Origin of the sequence: Hymenobacter jeongseonensis (genome assembly GCF_015694725.1) — a bacterium.
Lineage (GTDB): Bacteria > Bacteroidota > Bacteroidia > Cytophagales > Hymenobacteraceae > Hymenobacter > Hymenobacter jeongseonensis.
The window spans coordinates 21,993-44,228 of record NZ_JADQDQ010000019.1 but is presented as its reverse complement, the minus strand read 5'-3'; the positions used below and the strand labels follow the sequence as shown (position 1 = coordinate 44,228).

Below are 22,236 nucleotides of genomic sequence, written 5' to 3'. Positions count from 1 at the left end.
TCAAAATGAGCCGCAACCCCGCTTTGGCAGAGCAGGTCATGAACCTGATGGATATTTTCGACGGCGTATAGGCTCCTGTTTTTGAACGGAGCGCGTTTACGGTACCACCGTTTCAGTGAACTGCGTGGCGTAAGCGGGAGTAAATTTGACTGCGCCCTGTGCGCTTGCTTTCTCTCGCATTACTTGTTTTCCGGCTACATGCTCTCCCCCCTCCTTAAAAAAGTGCTGTTGTATGGTGGCGGCTTCTGGCTCTTGTGCTTTGGGCTGTCCAAGTTCGGGCTGTACTGGATGCGGAAAGACACCCCGCCCTTTTTGGTGGACATGGAAGAGCACCTGGCCGAAAACCCGCGGGTTGTGGCGCGGATTGGGGAGGGCGCGGAGAATTTTGAATACAGCTACAACAACCACGACCTGGAGAAGGACACCCTTCCCTATTCCTTCTCGATGTCCGGCAGCCTAGGCCGCCTGCGGATTGAAGGGTACGCCCTCAAAAAGCAGAACCAGTGGGTGCCGGTCAAGGCGGATACCCTCTTTACCTCATCAGAGTAAACGCACGTTTCGCTTTCGTACCCTTTTCCTAAACTGAATTTCTAATACATTCGGCAAACCTCAGTGATTTCATCTTTGTCACCTCTGAAATTCGAAAGGCACGTCTATGTTGCAAACGCTACTACATACCTCCAAGATGGTGACCAGTATTTACGGAACGGAGGAACTGGTTTGGCCCGGCGGCACCCTACGAAAGGTTAACTTCGATAACGCCCCCTACCCATCCTTGGGCGTGGGGGTAGAACCAGCAAATTTTCCTGCCAAGCCCCCCGCTAAATGGCAGACAGCGGGGTTTAACACTTGCATCCTGGGGTTTCAGTTTACAGAGGTGACTGCACTCACGCTCACGACGCTGGGCGAATTCCGTTTAGTGGATATTGTGTCTGAGCGGATTGGTGCCCTGTACCGGGTCACGTTTGAAGGAGAAGGCACGGCGTTACTGCGAATCGATGCGCGATACGTTGATGTTTCCTCTATAAACGCCTATTTAAACGGGTATAGTTAGTAGGACCCTCCTTCAACGGAACAAAGCGCGTTTAGCTTTGGACCGTTTACCTGACCGGTGCCGCGCACCAAGAGGCGTTCGGGTAAACGTTTAGAAGCGCTTATAAGCGGCTACCAAACGGTTCTGCCTACCGGTACGACCCTTTCGCTGAACTAGTCGCGTCGACGGCAGACACCCGCCAACACAATTGCCTATTCTAGCACTAAATAGGATGCAAGAGCCTTGCGTAGCGTAGTCCTAAAGTGCATTATGTTAGTATTTAAATACCGTGGAATACTTCACCTTGTCAATCTTGTCGATTTTATACCCATAATGGAAGGCGAACCTGTAGTGGGTATTTCGCACGAAGTTGCGTGCTTTTGAACCACTGGTGGGGTAAACAAACCTTAATGATTGTGCTGGCTTTACGGGTATAATCGCAGGGACGCTCGTGAAAGCCCTTGTTATATCGCGGTCCACTTCCCCCCATTCATTCTCAATCTGCGCTTCGAGTTTGATAATGAAAAACGCACGTCTTTCTTGATTATCAACTTTCACAAAGAAGGAGTTACGGCTTCTCTCAACCTGAAAACTCGGCTCGCCACCTGTATTATAAATAGGTAATAATGCTACGCTTACTAGGGCAATGATATTCATAATGCCAAGTAACGCTCCATTGAATAAACGGAGTGCGTTTACCTTGCCACCGTTTGGCTGAACATTAGGAAGAGCGTTTGACGGCTCTACCCTTAAGCTCCCTACCTTGCGCTTCCCCTTGCCCCCGGCCCATGCGCGTGCTCTTGCTGCTGCCCTTCTGCTTCCTCAGTTTCGGTGCCCGCCGCCCGCCGCGCCTCGTGCTGCCGGGGTATTTCGCTTGCCGTTCCGCGCTGCTGGAGCAAAGCGGCAACGCCCTCGCCTGCTACGCCAAGACGCAGCAGCAGTGCCGCAACGGCCAGCTGGTGCTGGCCTTCGAACAGCGCCTCACCGCCCGCACGGAGCGGGCCCGCTTTGCGATCGTCGACACGGTGCGCGTGACCACCGCCGCACCACGGCGCGAAGTCGACATCACCTATTGCGCGGCCGCCACCGGCAAGCCCCAGCTGTATTTCGTCTTGTATCAGGGCGTGCCGGCCGCTCCGAAACGCTATCTGCCCTTTCCGCTGCGGGCGTGGGGCGTGAATGCGCAGGGCCACCTGGTCGAGGTGCCGGTGAAAAGCCTGCGCTGCCTCAACAACGATTACGGAGCCGAGTAAACCATCTCTTGCTCATACTACCGATTTGGTGAACTTCCGCTGCACCATTTGCCATCGGTGGTGCCCCTGCGACCCGCACGCGCTTAGATTTGTGCCCATTCCCTGCTTGCTAGCCCTTTCTGCCCTTGTTCCCCCGCCCTTTGCCCACCTTGCTGCTCCTGGGAATCGGCGCCCTGGCCAGCTGCCAACCCGACGGGGCCCGCCCCGACCAAGCCGGCGTGCCCGAGCAACCGGCGCCGGTGAGGGATGCGCCGCGGCCCCCACACCCACGGGAATCTTCCACAAGTCCGTCGGCCCAGCGCGTCGACACGTTCGAGTTCGCCACCCACCCCCCGGGTAAAAGTGCGTACGAAGCCTATCTCAAAGCCGATACCCTGCTGGCAGTCACGCCGGACAGGGCGGTAGAATATCCGTTGGGCGAGGGCGCCACGGCCGCGGCCCTGACCACGCGTTACCCCCTCTTGGCCGTGCACCCGGGCGTGTCTTACTACCAAGGGGACACCCTGCCCTACACGGTGCTTCGCTTCCGCAACAGCGCAGTCAAGTTTTACGACGATTCCGAATGGGGAGCCACCGTCGTTTCCGGGCACGTGGTGGACCCGGAAATCGTCTTGGTCAACGGCGTGCACATCGGCACGACCTTGTCCGAGCTCCTGCGGGCGTACTACGTCACGGTGCCCACGGAGAAACTCCGAACCATTCGCATCGTTCGCGTGGATTACGCGGTGAATGGCATCATCTATTATTATTCCTTGGAGAACAACCGGGTGGTACGCCTTGACTTGGATTCCTATTCGGTGATTGACAAATCGCTATAAAAGGCAGCAAATCGCTCGTTTTGCGATTCGGACCGTTTGACTGAACTGCCTTTGGGGTTGGTTTACTTTGCTCAGCGCCATGATGGACTTAACACAATCCAGGAACGGTAAGCGCAATCGATGAGAGTACGCCCCTTGCTTCTATTTAGCCTAACGGCCTGGTTGCTTTCCGCTTGTGGTACACGCCAAAAAGTAGGATACTTTCCAACCGGGGAAATTGAATACCGGGCGCCCCTTAATGGGCAAGGGGTAATGGATGGCGAGGCAAAGTACTTCTATCAAAATGGCGCGGTCAGAGCAATTCTGCCTTATCGCAATGGCCGGATTGAGGGGTTGATAAAAAGGTTCTCCCCCGACGGGCATTTGGAGTCCAGCGAGTTCTGTAAAAACGGCGAAACATCCGGCCCTGTGAAGCATTATTACGCGACCGGGCAACTCAAGCACTCGTCGACCCGGTACGGAAACGTTTACCGGGACACGTCGCGCTCCTACCATCCCAACGGCGAACTCGACCAAATGATTATCTACGACGGCAAGGGGCGCCGGGTAGACTTCCACTTCTGGCGTCCGGATGGGAACATAGATGCAGCGTATGCGCGTCCCTTTTTTCTGGCAGACCGCGACACGGTGCCGGAAGGCCAAGATTATACGTTTGAGGCGGTGCTGGGGGCCCGGCGTTCCAACGTGGTGAACGTAAAAGTGCTACGCCCACGGACCGGGGTGGACAGCACCAAAGGCACGTATTCCCGCACCCGGTACATCGTCCGCCGCCCCATGCCGGGCCGGCATACCGTGACGGTTCAACTCTACAACCACTGGGCCCGCAAGGGAAGCGATACCATCTGGACAATTGAGACCATCCCGATTAGCAAATCATTTTGGGTAACGCCAAATCGTGGCAAAAAATAACGCTCCTTTCCCTGAACTGCTAAACGAAACACCCCGCAAGTTGCGCCAGCGCGTGGAATAGCCATTCCATGCCTATGCCGAGTTTAAAAAACTCGTCTACCAATCAAAGTTTACGAAACTCGGTTAGGAGATGAGTTTCGTAAACTCCTCCGCATGAAGATTGGCTACGCCCGCGTTTCCACCCGCGATCAAAACTTGGAACTCCAACTCGATGCCCTGACCCAGGCCGGCTGCGAGCTCATCTACCAGGAGAAAGCCTCCGGCGCGCTGGCCGCCCGGGTCGAACTCGACAAGCTCCTCTTGCAGGTGCGTCCGGGCGATACGGTCTACATCTACAAGCTCGACCGGCTGGGCCGCTCCTTGAAGCACCTGCTCGACCTGGTGGCCGACCTGCAGCGCCGCGACATTGGGTTGATCTCGCTGACCGACGCCATCAACACGTCGTCGGCGCAAGGCCGACTGGTGCTTAACCTGTTTGCCTCCCTGGCCGAGTTCGAGCGCGAACTTATCCGCGAGCGCACCCTGGCCGGGCTGGCCGCCGCCCGCGCCCGGGGCCGCGTCGGGGGGCGCAAACCGGGGTTGTCCGAGGAAAGCCAGCGCACGGCCCGCGCGGCCGAGCTGCTCTACAAGGCCCGCGAGCTGAGCGTCGACGACATGGCCCGCAGCTTACGCATCTGCAAGGCCACGTTCTACAAGTACCTGCACCACCGCGGCGTGGCCCTGCACGCCCAGCCCTTGCCCAGTCCCGTGGCCATCCCCGCAACGTGAAAAAAGCGCCGGGGCCGGGGCATGCGGCGAATAGCAGGTATATTCACCGCAGATTATGCGGAGAATAGCGCCTTATATCCATCAACGCCCGGACTGGCCGGCCTTCACGTGGGACCCGGCGGCCCTGGAAGCGCTGCTGGGCACGGTGCGCCACCAACAAGGGCGCCTGCTGGGCCGGTTGGAGGCCTTGGGCGTGGACCTGCGGGCCGAAGCCACGCTGCGCACGCTCACGCTCGACGTGCTCAAGTCCAGCGAAATTGAGGGCGAGTTGCTGCCCCCGGCCTCGGTGCGCTCCTCCATCGCGTGGCGCCTGGGGCTGGAGCAGGCCGCGCTGCCCCCGGCGGACCGCCGGGTGGAGGGCGTGGTGGCCGTGCTGCTCGACGCCACCCAGCAGGCCGCGGCGCCGCTAACGGCCGCGCGCCTGTTCGGCTGGCACGCGGCCTTGTTTCCCACCGGCTACAGCGGGCTGTACCCCTTGCAGGTGGGGGCGTGGCGCACGGGCCCCATGCAGGTGGTGTCCGGGCCCCTGGGCCGCGAGCGCGTGCATTACGACGCGCCCGGCGCCGGGGAGCTCGACGCGCAGATGGAGCAGTTCCTGGCCTGGTTCAACGCCGACCAGGGCCTGGACCCCGTGCTCAAAGCCGGCCTGGCCCATTTCTGGTTCGTGACGATTCACCCCTTCGACGACGGCAACGGGCGCATCGCCCGGGCCATTGCCGACTTGCAGCTGGCCCGCGCCGACGGCACGGGCCAGCGCTGCTACAGCATGTCGGCGCAGATTCAAGCCGAGCGCCAGGCCTATTACGACCTGCTCGAAACCAGCCAGCGCGGCCCCCTGGACGTGACGCCCTGGCTGGACTGGTTTCTGGGCTGCCTGGGCCGGGCGCTGCAGGCGGCCGAGCAGACGCTGGGCCAGGTGCTGGCCAAGGCCCGCTTCTGGGAGCGCCACCGGCAGACCGCGTTCACCAACCGGCAGCGGCAGTTGCTCACCCGCCTGCTCGACGGCTTCGAGGGCAAGTTCACCACGGGGAAGTGGGCGCGCATGGCCCACTGCTCCCAGGACACGGCCGGCCGCGACATCGCCGACCTGCTGGCCAAAGGCGTGCTGGTGCACGAAGGCGCCGGCGGGCGCAGCACCAGCTACCGCGTGGCGCCCGAACCAGAAGCCCGGTAAGTCCCCGGCTGCCTAGCCAACCGGAAAAGGGCTCGCAATGGGCTCACAGCAACCGTGCGGGGACCTTCAAAAGCCGCATATGGGCATCTAAATACGCATTTGGCGGCAAATCAATGGGCTCACAATAGGCTCACAGGCATCGCATGAGTAGTGTATCTGGAAAGCTCGTTTAGTGAAAAGAGTGTTTCGGCGACGACGCGTTACTCAGTCATAAGGTCTCATTGTGCGTATTCCCCATGCCTGGTTCACTTTCCCCAGTAACATCCGCAATGGCCGCCCTTACTAGCACAACGACGAAGCGTCACCTCCGCGACATTGTCGTCATCGGCGCCTCTTCCGGAGGCGTCACGGCCCTGCTGGCGCTGGTCAGAACCCTCCCGGCCGACTTTCCCGCTCCCGTCTTCATTGTGCAGCACGTGGCGCCCGATTCGCCCAGCATCCTGCCCCAACTGCTCAGCTCGGTGTCGGCCCTGCCAGCCCGGCACCCGCAGCACGGCGAAACCGTGGCGCCGGGCGTGATTTACGTGGCCCCGCCCGACCACCACCTGCTGCTCGAGGGCAACCAGGTGCTGGTGGCGCGGGGCCCGAAAGAAAACCGCTTCCGGCCCTCCATCGACGCCCTGTTCCGCTCGGCGGCCTACACCTTCGGGCCCCGCGTCATCGGCGTGGTGCTCACCGGCTACCTCGACGACGGCACCTCCGGCCTGTGGAGCGTGCAGCGCATGGGCGGGCTGACCATCGTGCAGGACCCCCGCGACGCCGAGCAACCGGCCATGCCCTCCAACGCGCTCGAATTCGTGGCACCCGACCACCTCGTGCCCCTCGCCGAGCTCGGCGGCCTGTTGGTGCGCCTCACCACGGAGCGGGCGCCGGCAAAGCCGCGCCTGCCCGCCGCCCAGCTCGATTTGCTCCAGATTGAGCTGACCATTGCCAAGCAGGGCGGCGGCTTCGAGCTGGGCATCATCGACAAAGGCTTGCTGACGCCCTTCACCTGCCCGGATTGCCACGGCGCCCTCACCCAACTCATTGAGGGCAAACTGATTCGCTACCGCTGCCACACCGGCCACGCCTACACGGTGAGTTCCTTGCTCAGCGAAGTCACTGCCTCCGTCGAAAGCCTGCTCTACCAGTCCATGCGGGGGCTGGAAGAAACCAAAATGCTGCTCGACCACCTCGGCCAGCACTTCGCCAACGCCCGGCAGCCCGAGGTGGCCGCGCTCTTTTTCCGCAAAGCCGCCGAAAGCGGCCAGCAGGCCCGCATCGTGCACCACTCCATCCTCCAACAGGAAGCCCTCAGCGGGGACTTGCAGTTTCAGAAAAAGAAGCTGCCGCCTCCGGCGGCTTAAATGAACGGTGACCCAGCGGAGGGGCCGGGCCAGAAACGGAGCAGCCGGCGGGCGCCCCCGCCCTGCAAACGGCTGCTGCTCGCCCCGTTCGGGCCCGGCCATCCAACCATCCGCCCGGTGCTTACACCGCTGCAGGCGCTGGAACCCGGGTAACCGCGCGTTTGGCCGGGAGCCGGGTGCCGGCCACTGCCTGTGCTGCCCGGGTGCTGGTGCCCGCACCAACCGAGCGGTTTCCGCTGGCCAAACGCGTACCTTCCTGAGAATTCCATTTGCCCGCCGCTTCGTGCCTGATTCCGTGCCAATTCCCGAGCCTTTCTTCCCTGGCCTGTCCCAGCCTTCCGCCGACGCGGCCGTGCACCGCCAGCGGCTCCAGGCGCTGGTGCAGGACGCGCCGGCCTGTTTGGCCAGCCTGTCCGGGCCGACGCACGTCGTCACGGTGAGCAACCCCCTGTTCCGGCAGCTGTTCGGCGACCGGACCTTGGCGGGCCTGTCCCTGCGCGATGCGCTGCCGGAACTACGGGACCAGCCTTTTTTTGCTTTGCTTGACGGGGTGTACGCCACCGGCACCGTATGCCACGGCCCCGGGGAGGTGCTTTTCCACGACGCCACCCGCCCCGACCCGCGCGGGCCGGTGCATTTCACCTTCATTGCACAGTCCCAGCGCGACCGGCTGACGGGGGAGGTCACGGGCCTGCTGCTGTTCGCCTACAACGTGAGCGCCCACGTGCGGGCCCGCTTGCAGGCCGAAGCCCGCGGGAGCCAGCCCGCCGTGACCGCCCAGCAGCTGGCGGTCGCCAACGAAGCGCTGGCCACCAGCAACGAGGAGCTGTCCGTGACCAACGCGGAGTTGGACGCCACCGTCGGCCAACTCACGGAGAGCAACCAGCACCTGGCCCGGGCCAACGCGGACCTGAAAGCCGCCAACGCTCACATCCGGGCCCACGCCGCCGAGCTGCACCGCAGCCAGAAGGCCCTGCGCCACCTCAACCGGCAGCTGGAAACCCGCGTGGGGGAGCGCACCGGCCAGTTGCAAGCCGCCCTGCGCGCCACCGAGCAGCAGCGCGCCACCATCGCCGCCGTCTTCGACCAGACGCCCGCCGCCGTGTGCTTGCTGCGCGGCCCCGAGTTGCGTCTGGAGTACGTCAACCACAGCTACCAGGCCCTTTACCCCGGCCGCGCGCTGCTGGACCGCCCGCTGGCCGAAGCCTTGCCGGAGACCGAAGCGCAGGGCTTCCTTGCGCTGCTCACACAAGTCTACGCCACCGGGCAGCCCCACCACGGCCAGGAAATGCCCTTGGTCGACGCGGGCCCGCACGGCCCGCGCACCCGATTCTTCGATTTTACCTACCAGGCCTTCCGCGAACAGGGCGCCGTGGTGGGCGTGGCCGTGTGCGCCTTTGACGTGAGCGAGCAGGTGCGGGTGCGCGAGCAGGTGGCCGTGGCCATTTTCCGGGGCCCGCGCTACGTCATCGAGCTGGCCAACCCCGCCGTGTGCGCCATTTGGGGGCGCAAAGCCGAGCAGGTACTCGGCAAGCCGCTCTTTGAGGCCCTGCCGGAGGCGGCCGGTCAGGGCTTCGAGGAATTGCTCGACGGCGTGCTGGCCACGGGCGTTCCGTACGTGGCCACGGAGCTGCCTTCCACGCTCGACCGGGACGGGCAGCGCGACACCGTGTACTGGAACTTCGTGTACCAGCCCTTGCCCGACGCCGAGGGCCTTGTTACGGGCATTACGGTGGTGGCCACCGACGTGAGCGAGCAGGTGCGGGCCCGGCAGGTGCTCGAACAGCTCGGGCAAGAGCTGGCCACCGCCTACGCCACCCTGCGGGTGGCCCACGTCGATACCGAACTGGCCAATGCGGCCCTGTGCGAGAGCAACCACCACCTGACGCGCACCAATGCCGACCTCGACAGCTTCGTGTACGCGGCCAGCCACGACCTCAAGCTGCCCGTGCTCAACCTGGCCGGCCTCATCGAAGAGTTGCGGCGCGGCGTCACCTTCACCGACCCGGCCGAAGAAGGCGTGCTGATTCCCCTGATTGAGGAAACCCTGCGCCAGCTCACCGCCACCCTCGACGACCTGTCGGCCTTGGGGCAGATGCAGGAGGCGGCGCTGGCCCCGCCCGAGCCCTTGGACCTGGAAGAAGTGGTGGCCGACGTGCTCCAGGTGCTCGAACCCCAGCTGCGCGCGGCCCGTGCCCGCGTCACCGTCGACTTCGCGGCGCGGCCCGTGGTGTCGTACCCGCGCGCCAGCCTGCGCACCGTCGTGCTCAACCTGCTCAGCAACGCGTTTAAGTACGCCGACCCCACCCGTCCGTGCCGGGTCCACGTCTCGCTCTGGCTCGACGCCGGCCAGCCGGTGTTGTGGGTGAAGGACAACGGCCTGGGCTTCGATGCCGCGGCCCACGGCCCCGCGCTGTTCCAACTGTTCCGCCGCTTCCACGACCACGTCGAGGGCACCGGCGTGGGCCTCTACCTCGTCAACCGCCTAGTACACGCCACCGGCGGCCGCATCGAAGTGGACAGCCGCGTGGGCGAGGGGGCCACCTTTCGCGTCTACTTGGGCCAACAGTAGACGCGGGTCATCGGAGTTGCTTGACCAAATGGTCGCTTCGTTTAAGAAAACGGTCGTGGCTGTTGCAGAACTCGTGACCGAACTGACGGCCCCAGGCGATTGCACCAAACGAGCCACAATTGGCCGTTTATGAAGCGTATGTGCTCCCGAAAGACGCTATCACCACTGATTTCGGACGCCACCTAGACCGAGTTCTGCAACAGCCACGACCGTGGCTGTTGCAGAACTCGGTCTAGGTGGCGTTCTTTCCTAACTGTTCCTGGAAAAGAACAAGCGTTGGCGTCCAGGTCCGGCCGTTATGACGCGCCCCGCGCCAAACGGCGGCCCGCAACGGCTGGGGCAGGGCCACCGCCAGGCTTATCTGCCGCTGGGGGCGGTGGTGGAGCAGCTTTTTGAGGTTGTAGGCGACGGCCGTGAGCAGCATGGTTTTGTGGGCCCCGGCGTGGCCGCGCACGTTCATCCGACGCAGGCCGTAGTGGTGAATGAGATTCCCAAACACGGGCTCGACCGTGCCCTGGCGGACCCGGCGTTTCCGTTGCCCCCGCCGGGTGTGCTGCCGCTCCCAGGCCCGGCGGTACGCGGCGTCGTAGAGGGTGCGGGTGAGTTGCTTGCGCTTGGCCCGCGGAGCACAGAGCGGTTTGCGCGGGCACTGCTGGCACGTGCGGCACGGGCCCCAGTAGATTTTGTGCCAGCCCCCGTCCGGATTCGTATCGTACTTCTGAAAGGGCAGCTGCTGGCCTTCGGGGCAGGTAAAGGCATCGGTGGCCCGGTCGTAGGCGAAGCCCTCGAGGTCGGCTTTGTATTGACCAAATACGGGAATCCAGGCCGTGAGGTGCGCGGCTTCGAGGCGGGCGTAGTTCGGGCCGTTGGCGTAGCCAGCATCGGCCAGCAGCTCGCGCAGGCGCAGTTCCTGGGCACGCAGCCGGCGCTGCAGGCCGGTGAGCAGGCGGGGCAGGTGCTGGCTGTCGCGCTGGTCGGCGAAGTCGGCTTGCACGTGGTGGATGACGCCGTGAGCCGTGTCGACGGCCAGGCTGCAGAGGTAGTTCAGGGCCCGCGCTTTGCCGGGCTTGACGGAGATGCGCGCGTCGGGGTCGGTGGGGCTGTAGTGCGTTTTATTGCTCAGCAAACGCGCCTGTTCGTGCCGCGCGCCCAGCGCGCCGGTCTGGGCGCCCTGCCGCCGGCGCTGCCCCGTGGCCAGCTGGCGCAGCTGGTGGGCCGGGGCCGTCAGCACCGCCGCAGCGGGCAGGGCGGGCGCGTCGCAGCCGGCCAGGTGGGGGCCGGTGGCCCCGGCGGGCCGTTTTTCGCGCACGGCTTCCAGCGCCGCGTTGGCCTTGACCGGGGCCAAGTCGACGGCCTGCGTGTCGCCGGCGACCAGGCCCCGGGCCACGCACTGGGCAAAGACGTGGTCGAACAGGCGCTCGAAGACGGCAGCCGGGAAAAATTGACGGGTGCGGCTCACGGTCGAGTGCCAAGGCAATTCCTAGTCCACTTCGTAGCCCAGGAAGTAGAGAATGTCCAAGCGCAGGGCGCAGTGCTCGATGAGCCGCCGGTCGCTGACCAGGTTTTCCAGCCGGCCCACGAGCACCAGCTTGAAGAACACGACCGGGTCCAACGAGGGCTGCCCGGTGTGGCTGTACAGGCCCCCGGTCGCGTCGTAGAGAAACGACCAGTCCACCAGCTCGGCCAGCCGCCGGTACAGATTATGGGACGGCACCCGCTCGGAAAGCCGAAAGCGGACCACTTCTTGGTCGAGAAACAGCTTCTTGCCTTGCATCTTCCCTCTACGAACCCGGGTTCTGCAACAGCCACGACCGTTTTCGTAAACCTCCGCCACTTTCTAGTGGACGTGCTACGGGCGGGGCTAAACTGTCAAAACCAAGGCATCGATGCCCTGCTGCAGGACCAGTCAGGCAGCCGTTTACTGAGGAACGCAGAGGTCTCCCGTATCAGCCCAACTTTGCGGCCATTACTCCATTTAGAGGCGCAAGTACGGGATTGCCGGCCCAGTGCGCTGGGTAATATCAGTACTCTCCAATAGCTGGCTGCTCTTCATTGCCCGTCAACTGCAAGCCAATCAGCATGAGGATGCCGGTGAGCAGAATCACGACAAACAGGATGTTTTCGCTGACTTCGCCGATGAGGTGCTGGGGCGGAATACTGTAGAACAACAGCACGGTAATTAGTCCCTTGGGCGCGATGAATACTTCCGGCACCAAGCTTGTGCGGGCGATGTAGCGCAGGTAGACGTAGCGAATCAGCGTGAGCACGGCCACAATACCCACCCCCTGCAGCAGCAAGGGGCCCTGGAGGATGCCCACGAGCGAAATCGAGAAGCCGAACAGCAGAAAGAAAAACGTGCGAATCAGAAACGCGCCCTCGCCCGTGATGCTCTGCAGCTGGTGCAGCTCGTCCTGCAGGCGCCCCGGGTTGAACCAGCGCCGCAGCGGGCCGCGCAGGAACAGCTCGGCGTTGCGCACGATGACCCCGAACACGAGCACCACCAGCAGCGAGGAGAGGTGCAGCTTCTTGGCCAGGGCGTATATCAGCACCAAAAACGCCAGAATCAGAATGAACTTGACGTGGTGGCGGATGCGGTTCAGCAAGAACGCCAGGATGGCCGTGGCCAGCGCCGACACCACCAGGACGGCCACCAGGTCCCGGCTAAAAGTGAGGGCGGACATGCCCTGCGCGAAGTTGTCCTGCGCCACGAAGTTGAAGAACATGATGCCCAGAATGTCGGAAAACGTGCTTTCGTACACGATGAACTCCTGTTTTTCCCCGCCCAGCGTGGCCACGCTCGGAATGGCCACCGCCGAGCTGACCACGGCCAGCGGCACGGCATTCAGCAGACAGGTCTGGAAACTCACACCCGTTCCCAGGTACCACTGCAGCAGCCAGGCAATGGCGTAGGCCTGGCTCACCAGCATCAGGGCGGCCGCGGCAAACGCCCGCCGGATCAAGGGCCCCTTGCCGGGCTGAATCTTGAGGTGGAGCGACTCTTCTAGCACTATCAGAATCAGGCCCACGATGCCCAGCAGCTGCAGCGTCACCAGGGGTATCCGCACCACGAAGCCGCTGTAATCGGCCGCTTGCTTGAGGGCAATGCCGGTGAGCAGCAGCATGAGCACCGACGGAATCTTGGTGGCGCGGGCGGCAATGTCGAACAGGTACGACACGATGACGGCCACGCTCAGAAAAATGAGAATGATATAAGGACCCATAGTACCCGCATACGCAGGTAGGCCACTACCGGCCAGCTCGGCACTGCTCAGCTCCTGGCTCGACGATTCTGCAAAAGGGAAAGGCTATGGTCTGCACAAAGCCCGCTGCTTCGGCCTCTATAGCCCTCGGCTCGTACACCTTTGGTAATGGAAGTATACAACACCCTGGCCCTACTCATCGTCATTGCGGCCGTTTTCGGCTACGTCAACCACCGCTTTCTGAAGCTGCCCAGCGCCATCGGGCTCATGGTGCTGGCCCTGGTCTCGTCGCTATTGGCCATCGGCTTGGGCAAGCTCGGGGTGCCCTGGGTGGTGGCGGCCGGCCAGCTGGTGCGGGGCCTCGACTTCCACGCCGTACTCATGCAGGTGATGCTGAGCTTTCTGCTGTTTGCCGGGGCCCTGCACGTCGACGTGCGGGCCCTGGGCAAGGAAGGCGTGGCCGTGGGCGCTATGGCCACGGCCGGCACGCTGCTGTCCACGGCCCTAGTGGGCACGGCGTTCTATTACCTGCTGCCGTTGTTTGGCCGGCCCACCGACTTCATTTACTGTCTGCTGTTTGGGGCGCTGATTTCGCCCACCGACCCCATTGCCGTGCTGGGCATTCTCAAAGCGGCAAACATTGACAAGCGCCTGGAAATCCGCATCGTGGGCGAGTCCCTGTTCAACGACGGCATTGCCGTGGTGGTGTTCGTGAGCTTGTTCCAGATTGCCCAGTTCGGGGCCGGGCAGTCCACGCCCACCGTGATTGGCCAGCTGTTTTTGGTGGAAGCCGTGGGGGGCATTGCTCTGGGTGCGGCCCTGGGGTATGCCGGGTATTGGGCCCTGCGCAGCATCGACCACTACCAGGTCGAAGTCATGATTACCCTGGCCCTGGTGATGGGCGGTACGGCCCTGGCCACGCGTCTGCACACCTCGGGGCCGCTGGCCATGGTGGTGGCGGGCCTGATTGTGGGCGACAAAGGCCGGCAGCTGGGCATGTCGGACGTGACGCGGGAGTACCTCGACAAGTTCTGGGAGTTGCTCGACGAAATCCTCAACGCCATTCTGTTCGTGCTCATCGGCCTGGAGATGATGGTGCTCGACATCAGCCGCAACACGCTGCTGGTGGGACTGGTGGCCATCGTGGTGGTGCTCGTGGCCCGCTGGATGTCGGTGGGTTTGCCGCTGGTGCTGCTAAAGCGCTTTTATCCTTTCGACCGGCAAACCCTGCGGGTGCTCACCTGGGGCGGGCTGCGGGGCGGCATCTCCGTGGCCCTGGCCTTGTCCTTGCCCGAGTCCATGCCCCGCGACTTGATTGTGGGCATCACCTACGTGGTGGTTATTTTCAGCATCATCGTGCAGGGCCTGAGCATCGGGCCACTGGTGAAGACGCTAGGCCTGAGCACCGGCGAGGCCCCCGACCAAGCCGGCCATTGACCCCACGCAGCATGAACCGACTCCGCGCCCTGTGGCAGAACGTCAACGCCAGCCTGTGGTTCGTGCCCAGCCTGATGGTAGCCGCCGCCATCGGGCTGGCGTTTGCCCTGGTGTTCCTGGACGATGGCATGAGCCACGACTGGGTGCCGGACTACCCGCTGCTGTTTGGGGCCGGGTCCGACGGCGCCCGGGGCATGCTCACGGCCATTGCCGGCTCCATGGTCACGGTGGCCGCCCTCATCTTTTCCCTCACGCTGAGCACGCTGGCGCAGGTGTCGAGCCAGTACACCTCGCGGGTGCTGCGCAACTTCATGGCCGACCGGGCCAACCAGCTGGTCCTGGGCTTCTTCGTCAGCATTTTTGTGTACTGCCTGATAGTGCTGCGCACCATCCGCGGCGGCGACGAAGGGGGCTTCATTCCGTCCCTCGCCGTGTTCGTGGGGCTGGTGCTGGCCCTGGTCAGCATCGGGGTGCTGATATTCTTCATCCACCACATGGCCACGGCCATTCAGGCGTCTACCATTATCCGCCACGCCACCGAGGAAACCCACAAGGCCATCGGGCGCCTGTTTCCGGAAGAACTGGGCGAGGAAGCCGGTCCGCAGCAGGCGCAGGACCTGCTGCGCCAGGCCGGCGAGTTGCGCTGGCAGCCGGTGCCGGCCCGGACCACGGGCTACGTGCAAAACCTGGACGAAGAAGCGCTGCTCGCCCTGGCCCGCCAGCTGGCGGGGGTGGTGCGCCTGGAGCGCGGCATCGGCGGCTTCGTGGCCCGCGGCGCGGCCCTGGTCAGCGTGGCGCGGTACGAGCAAGCACCCGTCGCGCTGCCCGAGGAACTGACCAAGCAACTGACCGACTGCTTCAGCCTGGGCAGCCAGCGCACCATCGAGCAGGACGCCGGCTTTGGCCTGCGCCAGATTGTGGACATCGCCCTCAAGGCCCTCTCGCCGGGCATCAACGACACGACTACCGCCATCATCGGCATCGACCACCTGGGCGCCTTGCTCGCGCAGTTGGCCGACCGCCGCTTCGAGCAGAATTTGCGGGCCGACCAGGACCGGGTCCGCGTCATCGCCGTGCGTCCCACGTTTGCCGGATACGTGGCCACCGCCTTTGACCAGATACGCGGCAGCGCCGACGGCAACGCGGCCGTGTACCTGCGTCTGCTCACGGCCCTGGCCACCATCGGGCAACGCACCCCCGCCCCGGAACGCCGCCGGGTCCTGCGCCAGCAAGCCGACCTGATTGCCGAAGCCGCCCGGCGCACCCTGGCCACGGACTACGAGCGCGAGCAAGTGCGCGAGCGGCTGGAGCAGCTGCTTCCGCGCTTGGACGACTAGCAACTGAGCAAATCCCCGCTACGGCGCGGGACTACTAGGCCTCTTGCAGCCAGGCCCCGGCTTGGTCCAGGTCGCTGAAGACGGCTACCTGCAGGCGCTGGCGCAGGCCCTCTAGCACGGTTTCGGTGTGCAGGCGCCGGGTCGGGTCTGCAGTGGGCAGCGCCGCGTAGCGCGCCAGGGAAGTAGCGGCGACCGTTTCGGGCAGCCACTGCGTGAGCAACCACTGCTGGTCAGCGGGGTCGGGGGCCGACGGCATGGCTTGATGGTCGGCCAAAATGGCTTTCAGTTCGTGCCGCTGCAGGAGGTTGCGGGCATGCACGTACAGGGCCCGAAACTCCCCACTACTCAGCGGGGCCCCCGACCAGTGCAGGTACACGTAGGCGTGGGGCACAAAATCGACTGAGCCGACGGCATTGGAAAAGTAAAAACGAGTCGGAAGCACGCGAATAAAAGAAGACGAAAAAGCTCCCTTACGTGTAAAGGCGCTGCTTCGCCGCAAACCCGGCTATTCGGCATGTTCCGGCTGTTCCGCGGCAGGGGGGACGGGTACTTCTGCCCGGGGCACGTCGCCTTGGCCGGCGGACCAGCCTTCGCGCTGTTGCTTGCGGTTCCCGTCGGTAGCTTTGGTTTGGTCAAGCCACAGAATCTGGCGGGTAGGGAAGGGCAGGTTGATGCCGTTGGCCGAGAGCTTGTTTTTGATGGCTTCGAGCACCTTGTCCTGCGCATCCAGCACGTCGGCCTGCCGGGGCGGGTCCACCCACCAGCGCGCCCGGATGTTGACCGAGCTTTCGGCCAAGTCCATCACCAGCGCCTCGGGGGCAGGGGCCTGTATCACGCCCTCCACTTCGCGCATGGCTTCGAGCATCAGCTCCCGGGCCCGGGCGATGTCGTCGCCGTAGCCGATGCCCACGTCGTACTGCAGGCGGCGCTTGTCGTAGGCCGTGTTCACGGTGATGGCGTTGGTGAACAGCTCGGCGTTGGGGATGATGACGCGGCGCCCGTCGTAGGTTTTGATGGCTGTGGCCCGGGTCTGGATGTCCTCCACCGTGCCCTCAAAATCCTTGTACTTATATCTGGTATCTGGTCGCCAATCCGGAAAGGCTCGGTGAAGAGCAGCAGGATGCCGGCCATAAAGTTCTGGGAGATGCCCTTTAACGCGAAGCCGATAGCAATACCGCCCACGCCCAGCGCACTGACCAAGCTCGCCGGCGTAAAGCCCGGCAACACGATGGTCACCGTCACCAGCACTCCCAAAATGAGCGTGGCCACGTAGGCCAGCCGGCTCAGCAGCGCCGATAGGTTGTGGTTGTCCTTCTTGTTGCGCATCACGCGTCGCACCAGGGCGCGCACGCCGCGGGCCAGCAGCACAAACCCGACCAACACTGGTTGAGTTTACGAAACTCATCCCCTCGGCGCGTTTCGTAAACGTTGAATCGTAGACGAGTTTCGTAAACTCAACCAGTGTTGCAGAGGGCACTTTGCCGCTGGGCGCAGGGCTGCATGCATGGTTTAGGGAAAGGAGCGTTCATTTGCTCTAACCCTTCCAATCACCTGCAACCTGCTTGGGATAAGAAACGCCACCAAACATGCCACGCCACTGCCGCTTTCTATGGGTGTCCCTCGCGCTGGCCAGTGCTGGGTGCGAGCGTTCCCACCCCGTTGCGCGGCCCTATCCAGACCCCACGTTCAATGCCGTTCAGTGGCGGCGCGACAGCACCGGGTGCTTGGGCTACCGGGCCCAGCACTACGAGTCGTTGCGAGAACAAGCACCCTTTTTCCGCGGCAAACCGGTTTCGTTTCTACGGCGCTTCCTAGGCCCTCCGCAAGTGATAACTACCCTGGGGAGTCCCACCGAGGTGCGGTATTTTTATGCCGCAGGGTGTAGCACACCGCCCCTGGGGCTTCCAGCTCAACAGGAGAGTGCCTTCGAGCGGGCCAAGCTGACGTACCGTGACGTACCCGTCGTCGTTTTTGAGTTGCGCGCCGACACCTGCCGGCGAGTGCGGCTCATGATACCCTAATGCCTTGCCTGGCTTCGTGGGGCATCTATTGAGCGGTAAACCGCGACTGCTAGAGTTTAGCCAAACGGTGATTTAAATAATGCTATATTCTGCTTGACATGGTCGGAAACAAGGAGGTTTATAAGCTATTGATTCACCAGGAAGCTGAAATCAGCGCGTGTTTTCTTGGTAGCCGAATGCAGGCTTTTTAAGGATACCACTCGTGTAGAACGGGTGCACCTCACCTCCCAATATCAACCGTTCGTCAACTTTCTACCAATCGGGTTGGGGGGCCCGATAGGTTTGCAGCGTCAAATCCCGGTTTGGCAAGTCCACGCCCGGGTCGACCGACCCGGGGTGCCACGCTTGTTTCCCGTTCTATGCTCAGCGCTTACTCCTGGAGCCAGTTTGGCCTGTTTATCGGGGCACTGGTCCTGCTTTACTACCTGGTGGTTGGTTTGCTCTTATACCGCGATGAACTTGTGGCCCGGCTCACCAAGGGTGGGAGCGGTACTCAGCCCAAGCTGGCCGGAGTGGCTGTGGGCGGGGCGGCGCCCCCGGCCCTCGTCCGTCCCACCTCTGCCTTCGCTCCGGCAGCACCGACCCGGGGAAAAGCCGCCGCCGCTGATTCCGCCGCTGAAAACGAAAGCCCGACGGACGGCGCGGCGGAAAACCTGCCCACGGCGGCCAAGCCAGTAGTAGCAGGGGACCTGCCCGCTTCCACCGCCACGGCGACCGGCCATGACGAGAGGACCGACGAGGCAGCGCAGCTGGAGGCTATACATTCTGCTCAGCCCGAAGCCCAGGTGCGGGACGAAACCCGGACCGAGGCGGCCGACCAAGTAGATGAGCGGCTGGCAAGGCTGGTTCAGGGGCCAGCGCCTCAGCAATCGATTGAAGAAGAATGGCCGCCGACGGTTATCTCCCCGGAACCAGAGTCCATCTCGGCGGCACCACTGCTGGGCGGCTACGAGCCGCTGGCCACGTTCGACGAGCCGGTGGCCTCGCTGCTCGACATCATCACCGCCGAGCCCTCGGCGCAGTTAGTCGCCGCCGAGTCGGTCAGCGAATACATCGCCCTGCTGCAGGCCGGGCAGGACCCACCCATGCCCGCCGCGTTGCAGGGCTCTTGCCTGGTCGAGCAAATGGCCCAGCACCTGGACCACTACAACGCCGAGCTGGCGGCCCTGTTCGCAGCCGACGAGGTGTAGTCCTCAACGTCGCCTTGCCTTATCCATTAGACTGCTTCCCTTTTCCGCTAATTCCTTTCCGCTTGCTATGAACAAGAAGCCTCTTTTCACTTTCCTGGTTTTGCTCACGCTCCTGCTCGCCTCGCCGCTGGTCTACGCCCAGGGCGCTGGCAACGGCACGGCCGGCATTCAGGATGCCACCACGCAGGTTACCAGCTACTTTGACCCGTTCACCAAGCTCATGTACGCCATCGGCGCGGTGCTTGGCCTGGTCGGCGCCATCAAGGTCTACGGCAAGTGGAACTCCGGCGACCAGGATACCCAGAAAACGGCGGTGTCGTGGTTTGGCTCCATGATATTCCTGGTCATCGTGGCCACGGTGGTCCGCTCGTTCTTCCTCTAAGCCGCCGGCCATGCCTATCTACGACCTGAACCGGGGCATTAACAAGCCCGTCGAATTCAAGGGGCTGGTGGGCAGCAACATCTACTTTCTGGTAGCGGGCATTGCCTCGGTGTTTGCCCTGTTCGTGACCTGCTACCTGGCGGGCGTGCCGCTGCTGGTCACCACGCTGCTCACCCTCGCCGCCGGGGGCGGCATGTGGGCCGGGGTCTTTGCCCTGAACCGCCGCTACGGCGAGCACGGGCTGATGAAGGCTGCCGCCCGGCGCTCGTCGCCCCAGTACCTCACCAACCGGCACAGCCGCTTATTCCAACGCCTTAACGAGGACCCGTCCGGCCGTGCGTAGTAGCCGGCCCGGGTGCCTGCCCTGCCCATGAGCAACAAGGTTCTGCCCTCCGCTTCCCTGGAATCCAAGCAGCCCATCTACAAGGTGGAAAAGGATTGCCTCATCTCGAAGAATGCCGACGTGACCGTGGCTTTCCGGCTGGAGCTGCCCGAAATTTTTACCCTTTCGCGGGAAGACTACGCCCAGCTGCAGTCGGCTTTTGTGAAAGCCGTGCGCCTGCTGCCCGACCACTGCGTGGTGCACAAGCAGGACTGGTACGTGGAGGACGGGTACGCGCCGGGCTTTGAGGCCGAGCGCACGCTGCTTTCCTCGGCCTACGAGCGTCATTTCAACGAGCGGCCCTTCCTCAACCACTTCTGCTATCTGTTCATTACCAAGTGCTCCTCCGAGCGCCCGGACTGGGGCAGCACGGCGGGGCTGCTGGCCCGGCGTCACATCGTGCCCCGGGAAATGCTCGACGCCAAGGTGCTGGAGAGCTTTTTCGACAACGTGGGGCAGTTCGTGCGCACCCTGGAAGGGGTGGGGCCCACCAACGCGCCCTACATCAAATCCCACCGGCTTACGTCCGATGAGCTGGCCGGCACCGAGCTCGCGGCGGGCCTGCTGGAAAAGTACCTCGCCCTGGACCTTTCCGACTAGGCCCGGCAGGTGGACCTGGACTTGACCAACGGCCTGAAAGTAGGCGCGGAGTTCTGCCAGATGTTCTCGGTGGCCAACCTCGACGACTTGCCTACCGCGGTGGAAACGGACATCCGCTACGAGCCCTACAGCACCGAGCACTCCGACTTTCCCATCAGCTTCGCCGCCCCGCTGGGTTTGCTGCTGGGCACCAACCACATCCTGAACCAGTACGTGTTCCTGGACAACAGCCAGAAGACGGTCAAAACCTTCGAGCAGAAGAAGGACCGGCTCAACTCCCTCTCGCTCTACTCGCGGCAGAACGCCATCAACTTCGAGTACTACAACGCCTTTCTCAACGAGCTGATTGCCCACAAGCGCCGGCCGCCTTCAACGCCATGAACTGCAAGCCCCGGCAGAACACGGTCGACATTGCCGCCCTCTACTGGGGCGGCATCCCGGGCAACGCCGGCGACTTCCCGAGCGAAGAGATCTTTTACACCTTCATCGAGCAGGCCGTCTGCTTCTGGGCCTGCGAAACCAACTACCGCAGCACCGGGGCCACCAAGGGCGTCAAGCTCTCCGACCGGCTCACCGGCAAGCCCGTGCTGGTGGACCTCTCCGACGAGCCCATGAAGCGGCAAATCATCTTCAACCGCAACAAGTTCGTGCTCGGCCCCTCGGGCTCGGGCAAGTCGTTTTTTACGAACCACATGGTGCGCCAGTACTACGAGCAGGGCGCCCACGTGCTGCTCGTGGACACCGGCAACTCCTAAAAAGGGCTCTGCGAACTGGTGGGCGGGGTGTATTTCACCTACGAGGAAGACGACCCGATTGCCTTCAACCCCTTCCTGATTTCGGGCAAGCTCGACGTGGAAAAGAAGGAATCCATCAAAACGCTGCTGCAGGCGCTTTGGAAAAAGGACGACGAAGCAGTGAGCCAGTCGGAGTACGTGTCGCTCTCCACGGCCGTGAGCCTGTACTATGTAATGCTCGAAGCCAACGCGCATATCCAGCCTATTTTCAACACGTTCTACGAGTTTGTTAAAGGCCCGTATCGGCTAAAGGCCCGTATCGGCGGGTGCTGGAGGAGGAAAAGGTGAGGGAGAAGGACTTCGACCTCGACAATTTCCTCTACGTGCTCGGGCCCTACTACCGGGGCGGGGAGTACGACTACCTGCTCAATTCGGAAAAGGAGTTGGATTTGGTGCAGTCCCCTTTTATCGTCTTCGAGCTCGACAACATCAAGGACCACCCCATCCTGTTTCCGGTGGTCACGCTCATCATCATGGAAACCTTCGTCTCCAAGATGCGCAAGCTCAAGGGGGTGCGCAAGATGATACTGATTGAGGAGGCCTGGAAGGCGCTGACTACGCCCGGTATGGCCGCCTACATCAAGTATCTCTTCAAGACGGTGCGCAAGTTCTTCGGCGAGGCCATCGTCGTCACTCAGGAGATTGACGACATCATCGGCAACGAAATTGTCAAGGACGCCATCATCAACAACTCGGACTGCAAGATTCTGCTCGACCAGCGCAAGTTCAGCAACCGCTTCGATGAGATACAAGCGCTGCTCTCGCTCACGCCCAAGGAAAAGGACCTGGTGCTGAGCATCAACCGCGACAACAAGGCCGCCCGGGGCCGCTATACAGAAGTATTCATCAGCCTGGGCGGGGTCGTGTCCACGGTGTACGCCATCGAGGTTTCCAAGGAAGAATACGTGACCTACACCACCGAGGAAACCGAGAAAGTGCGGCTGTTCGAGAAGTTCCGGCAGACCGGCGACATGCCCACGGCCATCAAGCTTTTCGCCAACGAGCTGCGGGAAGGGTAGG

The 22,236-nt window shown here is 62.9% G+C and carries 26 protein-coding genes and 2 pseudogenes; 21 read left to right on the top strand and 7 right to left on the bottom strand.

The genetic code is table 11. From position 1 onward, the window contains the following. Window positions 1-198: 198 nt before the first annotated feature. Together I2I05_RS20885 and I2I05_RS20880 are read left to right on the top strand one after the other, a co-directional pair. Entirely contained in the window at window positions 199-549 is a 351-nt protein-coding gene (locus tag I2I05_RS20885; protein WP_196284210.1) for a hypothetical protein, read from the top strand. A 106-nt stretch (window positions 550-655) separates the two neighbouring features. Next, window positions 656-1,054, top strand: coding sequence for an Imm50 family immunity protein (locus I2I05_RS20880; RefSeq protein WP_196284209.1), 399 nt, complete (start codon window positions 656-658; stop codon window positions 1,052-1,054). A 252-nt stretch (window positions 1,055-1,306) separates the two neighbouring features. Here I2I05_RS20880 and I2I05_RS20875 read toward each other — a convergent pair whose 3' ends face one another. Next, a complete protein-coding gene (locus tag I2I05_RS20875) occupies window positions 1,307-1,690 on the bottom strand; it encodes a hypothetical protein (protein WP_196284208.1) in 384 nt (127 codons plus the stop codon). A 131-nt stretch (window positions 1,691-1,821) separates the two neighbouring features. Here I2I05_RS20875 and I2I05_RS20870 point away from each other — a divergent pair, with 131 nt between their 5' ends. From I2I05_RS20870 to I2I05_RS22040, 8 genes and pseudogenes are all read left to right on the top strand, one after another. Next, window positions 1,822-2,286: a hypothetical protein gene (locus I2I05_RS20870; RefSeq protein ID WP_196284207.1), complete on the top strand. Its 465-nt coding sequence runs from the start codon at window positions 1,822-1,824 to the stop codon at window positions 2,284-2,286. A gap of 125 nt (window positions 2,287-2,411) precedes the next feature. Further along, window positions 2,412-3,104 (top strand): hypothetical protein, encoded by a 693-nt coding sequence (locus I2I05_RS20865; protein ID WP_196284206.1) that lies wholly within the window; start codon window positions 2,412-2,414, stop codon window positions 3,102-3,104. Window positions 3,105-3,224: 120 nt separating this feature from the next. Further along, window positions 3,225-3,416 (top strand): annotated as a pseudogene (locus I2I05_RS22495) (hypothetical protein); the annotation flags it as partial. A gap of 96 nt (window positions 3,417-3,512) precedes the next feature. Beyond that, entirely contained in the window at window positions 3,513-4,013 is a 501-nt protein-coding gene (locus I2I05_RS22045; protein ID WP_230688456.1) for a hypothetical protein, read from the top strand. A 153-nt stretch (window positions 4,014-4,166) separates the two neighbouring features. Further along, window positions 4,167-4,781 carry a recombinase family protein gene (locus I2I05_RS20855; RefSeq protein WP_196284204.1) on the top strand — a complete coding sequence of 205 codons (615 nt, stop codon included), beginning with the start codon at window positions 4,167-4,169 and terminating at the stop codon, window positions 4,779-4,781. A 55-nt stretch (window positions 4,782-4,836) separates the two neighbouring features. Continuing rightward, a complete protein-coding gene (locus I2I05_RS20850; RefSeq protein ID WP_196284203.1) occupies window positions 4,837-5,955 on the top strand; it encodes a Fic family protein in 1,119 nt (372 codons plus the stop codon). A gap of 269 nt (window positions 5,956-6,224) precedes the next feature. Further along, the gene (locus I2I05_RS20845; protein ID WP_196284202.1) at window positions 6,225-7,301 is read left to right on the top strand and encodes a chemotaxis protein CheB; all 1,077 of its coding nucleotides are present in this window, start codon (window positions 6,225-6,227) and stop codon (window positions 7,299-7,301) included. A gap of 283 nt (window positions 7,302-7,584) precedes the next feature. Continuing rightward, window positions 7,585-9,873, top strand: a complete 2,289-nt coding sequence (locus I2I05_RS22040) for a sensor histidine kinase (protein ID WP_196284201.1) — start codon at window positions 7,585-7,587, stop codon at window positions 9,871-9,873. Window positions 9,874-10,105: 232 nt separating this feature from the next. Here I2I05_RS22040 and I2I05_RS20835 read toward each other — a convergent pair whose 3' ends face one another. From I2I05_RS20835 to I2I05_RS20825, 3 genes are all read right to left on the bottom strand, one after another. Beyond that, the gene (locus tag I2I05_RS20835; RefSeq protein WP_196284200.1) at window positions 10,106-11,332 is read right to left on the bottom strand and encodes a transposase; all 1,227 of its coding nucleotides are present in this window, start codon (window positions 11,330-11,332) and stop codon (window positions 10,106-10,108) included. 21 nt (window positions 11,333-11,353) lie between these two features. Beyond that, window positions 11,354-11,647, bottom strand: a complete 294-nt coding sequence (locus tag I2I05_RS20830; protein WP_196284199.1) for a transposase — start codon at window positions 11,645-11,647, stop codon at window positions 11,354-11,356. A gap of 247 nt (window positions 11,648-11,894) precedes the next feature. Further along, window positions 11,895-13,094, bottom strand: a complete 1,200-nt coding sequence (locus I2I05_RS20825; protein ID WP_196284198.1) for a cation:proton antiporter domain-containing protein — start codon at window positions 13,092-13,094, stop codon at window positions 11,895-11,897. Window positions 13,095-13,241: 147 nt separating this feature from the next. Here I2I05_RS20825 and I2I05_RS20820 point away from each other — a divergent pair, with 147 nt between their 5' ends. After that, complete coding sequence (locus tag I2I05_RS20820) at window positions 13,242-14,510, top strand: cation:proton antiporter (RefSeq protein ID WP_196284197.1); 1,269 nt, start codon at window positions 13,242-13,244, stop codon at window positions 14,508-14,510. Window positions 14,511-14,521: 11 nt separating this feature from the next. Next, entirely contained in the window at window positions 14,522-15,847 is a 1,326-nt protein-coding gene (locus I2I05_RS20815; RefSeq protein WP_196284196.1) for a DUF2254 domain-containing protein, read from the top strand. 34 nt (window positions 15,848-15,881) lie between these two features. Here I2I05_RS20815 and I2I05_RS20810 read toward each other — a convergent pair whose 3' ends face one another. From I2I05_RS20810 to I2I05_RS22490, 3 genes are all read right to left on the bottom strand, one after another. Continuing rightward, window positions 15,882-16,289 carry a hypothetical protein gene (locus tag I2I05_RS20810; protein ID WP_196284195.1) on the bottom strand — a complete coding sequence of 136 codons (408 nt, stop codon included), beginning with the start codon at window positions 16,287-16,289 and terminating at the stop codon, window positions 15,882-15,884. 63 nt (window positions 16,290-16,352) lie between these two features. Next, a complete protein-coding gene (locus I2I05_RS22225; protein WP_317192390.1) occupies window positions 16,353-16,892 on the bottom strand; it encodes a mechanosensitive ion channel family protein in 540 nt (179 codons plus the stop codon). After that, entirely contained in the window at window positions 16,793-17,029 is a 237-nt protein-coding gene (locus I2I05_RS22490; protein WP_394368750.1) for a mechanosensitive ion channel domain-containing protein, read from the bottom strand. Before I2I05_RS22490 ends, I2I05_RS22225 begins: the two co-directional genes overlap by 100 nt. On the opposite strand from I2I05_RS22490, the gene I2I05_RS22220 reads away from it, so the two are divergent. The 9 genes and pseudogenes from I2I05_RS22220 (at window position 16,992) to I2I05_RS22525 (ending at window position 22,235) form a co-directional block, all read left to right on the top strand. Beyond that, a complete protein-coding gene (locus I2I05_RS22220; RefSeq protein WP_262895190.1) occupies window positions 16,992-17,120 on the top strand; it encodes a hypothetical protein in 129 nt (42 codons plus the stop codon). The two genes, I2I05_RS22490 and I2I05_RS22220, sit on opposite strands and share 38 nt — an antisense overlap. 313 nt (window positions 17,121-17,433) lie before the next feature. Next, complete coding sequence (locus I2I05_RS20800) at window positions 17,434-17,868, top strand: hypothetical protein (RefSeq protein ID WP_196284194.1); 435 nt, start codon at window positions 17,434-17,436, stop codon at window positions 17,866-17,868. 359 nt (window positions 17,869-18,227) lie between these two features. Next, entirely contained in the window at window positions 18,228-19,058 is an 831-nt protein-coding gene (locus tag I2I05_RS20795; protein WP_196284193.1) for a hypothetical protein, read from the top strand. Between the two features lie 67 nt (window positions 19,059-19,125). Next, window positions 19,126-19,440, top strand: coding sequence for a DUF4134 domain-containing protein (locus tag I2I05_RS20790; RefSeq protein WP_196284192.1), 315 nt, complete (start codon window positions 19,126-19,128; stop codon window positions 19,438-19,440). A gap of 10 nt (window positions 19,441-19,450) precedes the next feature. Then, entirely contained in the window at window positions 19,451-19,783 is a 333-nt protein-coding gene (locus I2I05_RS20785) for a DUF4133 domain-containing protein (RefSeq protein ID WP_196284191.1), read from the top strand. Window positions 19,784-19,810: 27 nt separating this feature from the next. Beyond that, window positions 19,811-20,422 (top strand): DUF3875 domain-containing protein, encoded by a 612-nt coding sequence (locus I2I05_RS22540; RefSeq protein WP_230688455.1) that lies wholly within the window; start codon window positions 19,811-19,813, stop codon window positions 20,420-20,422. 9 nt (window positions 20,423-20,431) lie between these two features. After that, window positions 20,432-20,803 (top strand): hypothetical protein, encoded by a 372-nt coding sequence (locus I2I05_RS22535; protein WP_230688454.1) that lies wholly within the window; start codon window positions 20,432-20,434, stop codon window positions 20,801-20,803. Beyond that, window positions 20,800-21,504 (top strand): annotated as a pseudogene (locus I2I05_RS22530) (TraG family conjugative transposon ATPase). The gene I2I05_RS22535 and the pseudogene I2I05_RS22530 overlap by 4 nt, the downstream one beginning before the upstream one ends. Further along, complete coding sequence (locus I2I05_RS22525) at window positions 21,483-22,235, top strand: TraG family conjugative transposon ATPase (protein WP_317192389.1); 753 nt, start codon at window positions 21,483-21,485, stop codon at window positions 22,233-22,235. The pseudogene I2I05_RS22530 and the gene I2I05_RS22525 overlap by 22 nt, the downstream one beginning before the upstream one ends. The last annotated feature ends 1 nt before the right edge of the window (window position 22,236 follow it).

Bases quoted from the DNA above. Each gene is read 5' to 3' on its own strand.
- I2I05_RS20870 (WP_196284207.1), top strand. From the start codon at position 1,822: ATGCGCGTGCTCTTGCTGCTGCCCTTCTGCTTCCTCAGTTTCGGTGCC.
- I2I05_RS20800 (WP_196284194.1), top strand. From the start codon at position 17,434: ATGCCACGCCACTGCCGCTTTCTATGGGTGTCCCTCGCGCTGGCCAGT.
- I2I05_RS20830 (WP_196284199.1), bottom strand. From the start codon at position 11,647: ATGCAAGGCAAGAAGCTGTTTCTCGACCAAGAAGTGGTCCGCTTTCGG.
- I2I05_RS20850 (WP_196284203.1), top strand. From the start codon at position 4,837: ATGCGGAGAATAGCGCCTTATATCCATCAACGCCCGGACTGGCCGGCC.
- I2I05_RS20790 (WP_196284192.1), top strand. From the start codon at position 19,126: ATGAACAAGAAGCCTCTTTTCACTTTCCTGGTTTTGCTCACGCTCCTG.
- I2I05_RS20880 (WP_196284209.1), top strand. From the start codon at position 656: ATGTTGCAAACGCTACTACATACCTCCAAGATGGTGACCAGTATTTAC.
- I2I05_RS20845 (WP_196284202.1), top strand. From the start codon at position 6,225: ATGGCCGCCCTTACTAGCACAACGACGAAGCGTCACCTCCGCGACATT.
- I2I05_RS20820 (WP_196284197.1), top strand. From the start codon at position 13,242: ATGGAAGTATACAACACCCTGGCCCTACTCATCGTCATTGCGGCCGTT.
- I2I05_RS20785 (WP_196284191.1), top strand. From the start codon at position 19,451: ATGCCTATCTACGACCTGAACCGGGGCATTAACAAGCCCGTCGAATTC.
- I2I05_RS20825 (WP_196284198.1), bottom strand. From the start codon at position 13,094: ATGGGTCCTTATATCATTCTCATTTTTCTGAGCGTGGCCGTCATCGTG.
- I2I05_RS20815 (WP_196284196.1), top strand. From the start codon at position 14,522: ATGAACCGACTCCGCGCCCTGTGGCAGAACGTCAACGCCAGCCTGTGG.
- I2I05_RS20885 (WP_196284210.1), top strand. From the start codon at position 199: ATGCTCTCCCCCCTCCTTAAAAAAGTGCTGTTGTATGGTGGCGGCTTC.
- I2I05_RS20875 (WP_196284208.1), bottom strand. From the start codon at position 1,690: ATGAATATCATTGCCCTAGTAAGCGTAGCATTATTACCTATTTATAAT.
- I2I05_RS20855 (WP_196284204.1), top strand. From the start codon at position 4,167: ATGAAGATTGGCTACGCCCGCGTTTCCACCCGCGATCAAAACTTGGAA.
- I2I05_RS20795 (WP_196284193.1), top strand. From the start codon at position 18,228: ATGCTCAGCGCTTACTCCTGGAGCCAGTTTGGCCTGTTTATCGGGGCA.
- I2I05_RS22220 (WP_262895190.1), top strand. From the start codon at position 16,992: ATGCCCTTTAACGCGAAGCCGATAGCAATACCGCCCACGCCCAGCGCA.
- I2I05_RS22540 (WP_230688455.1), top strand. From the start codon at position 19,811: ATGAGCAACAAGGTTCTGCCCTCCGCTTCCCTGGAATCCAAGCAGCCC.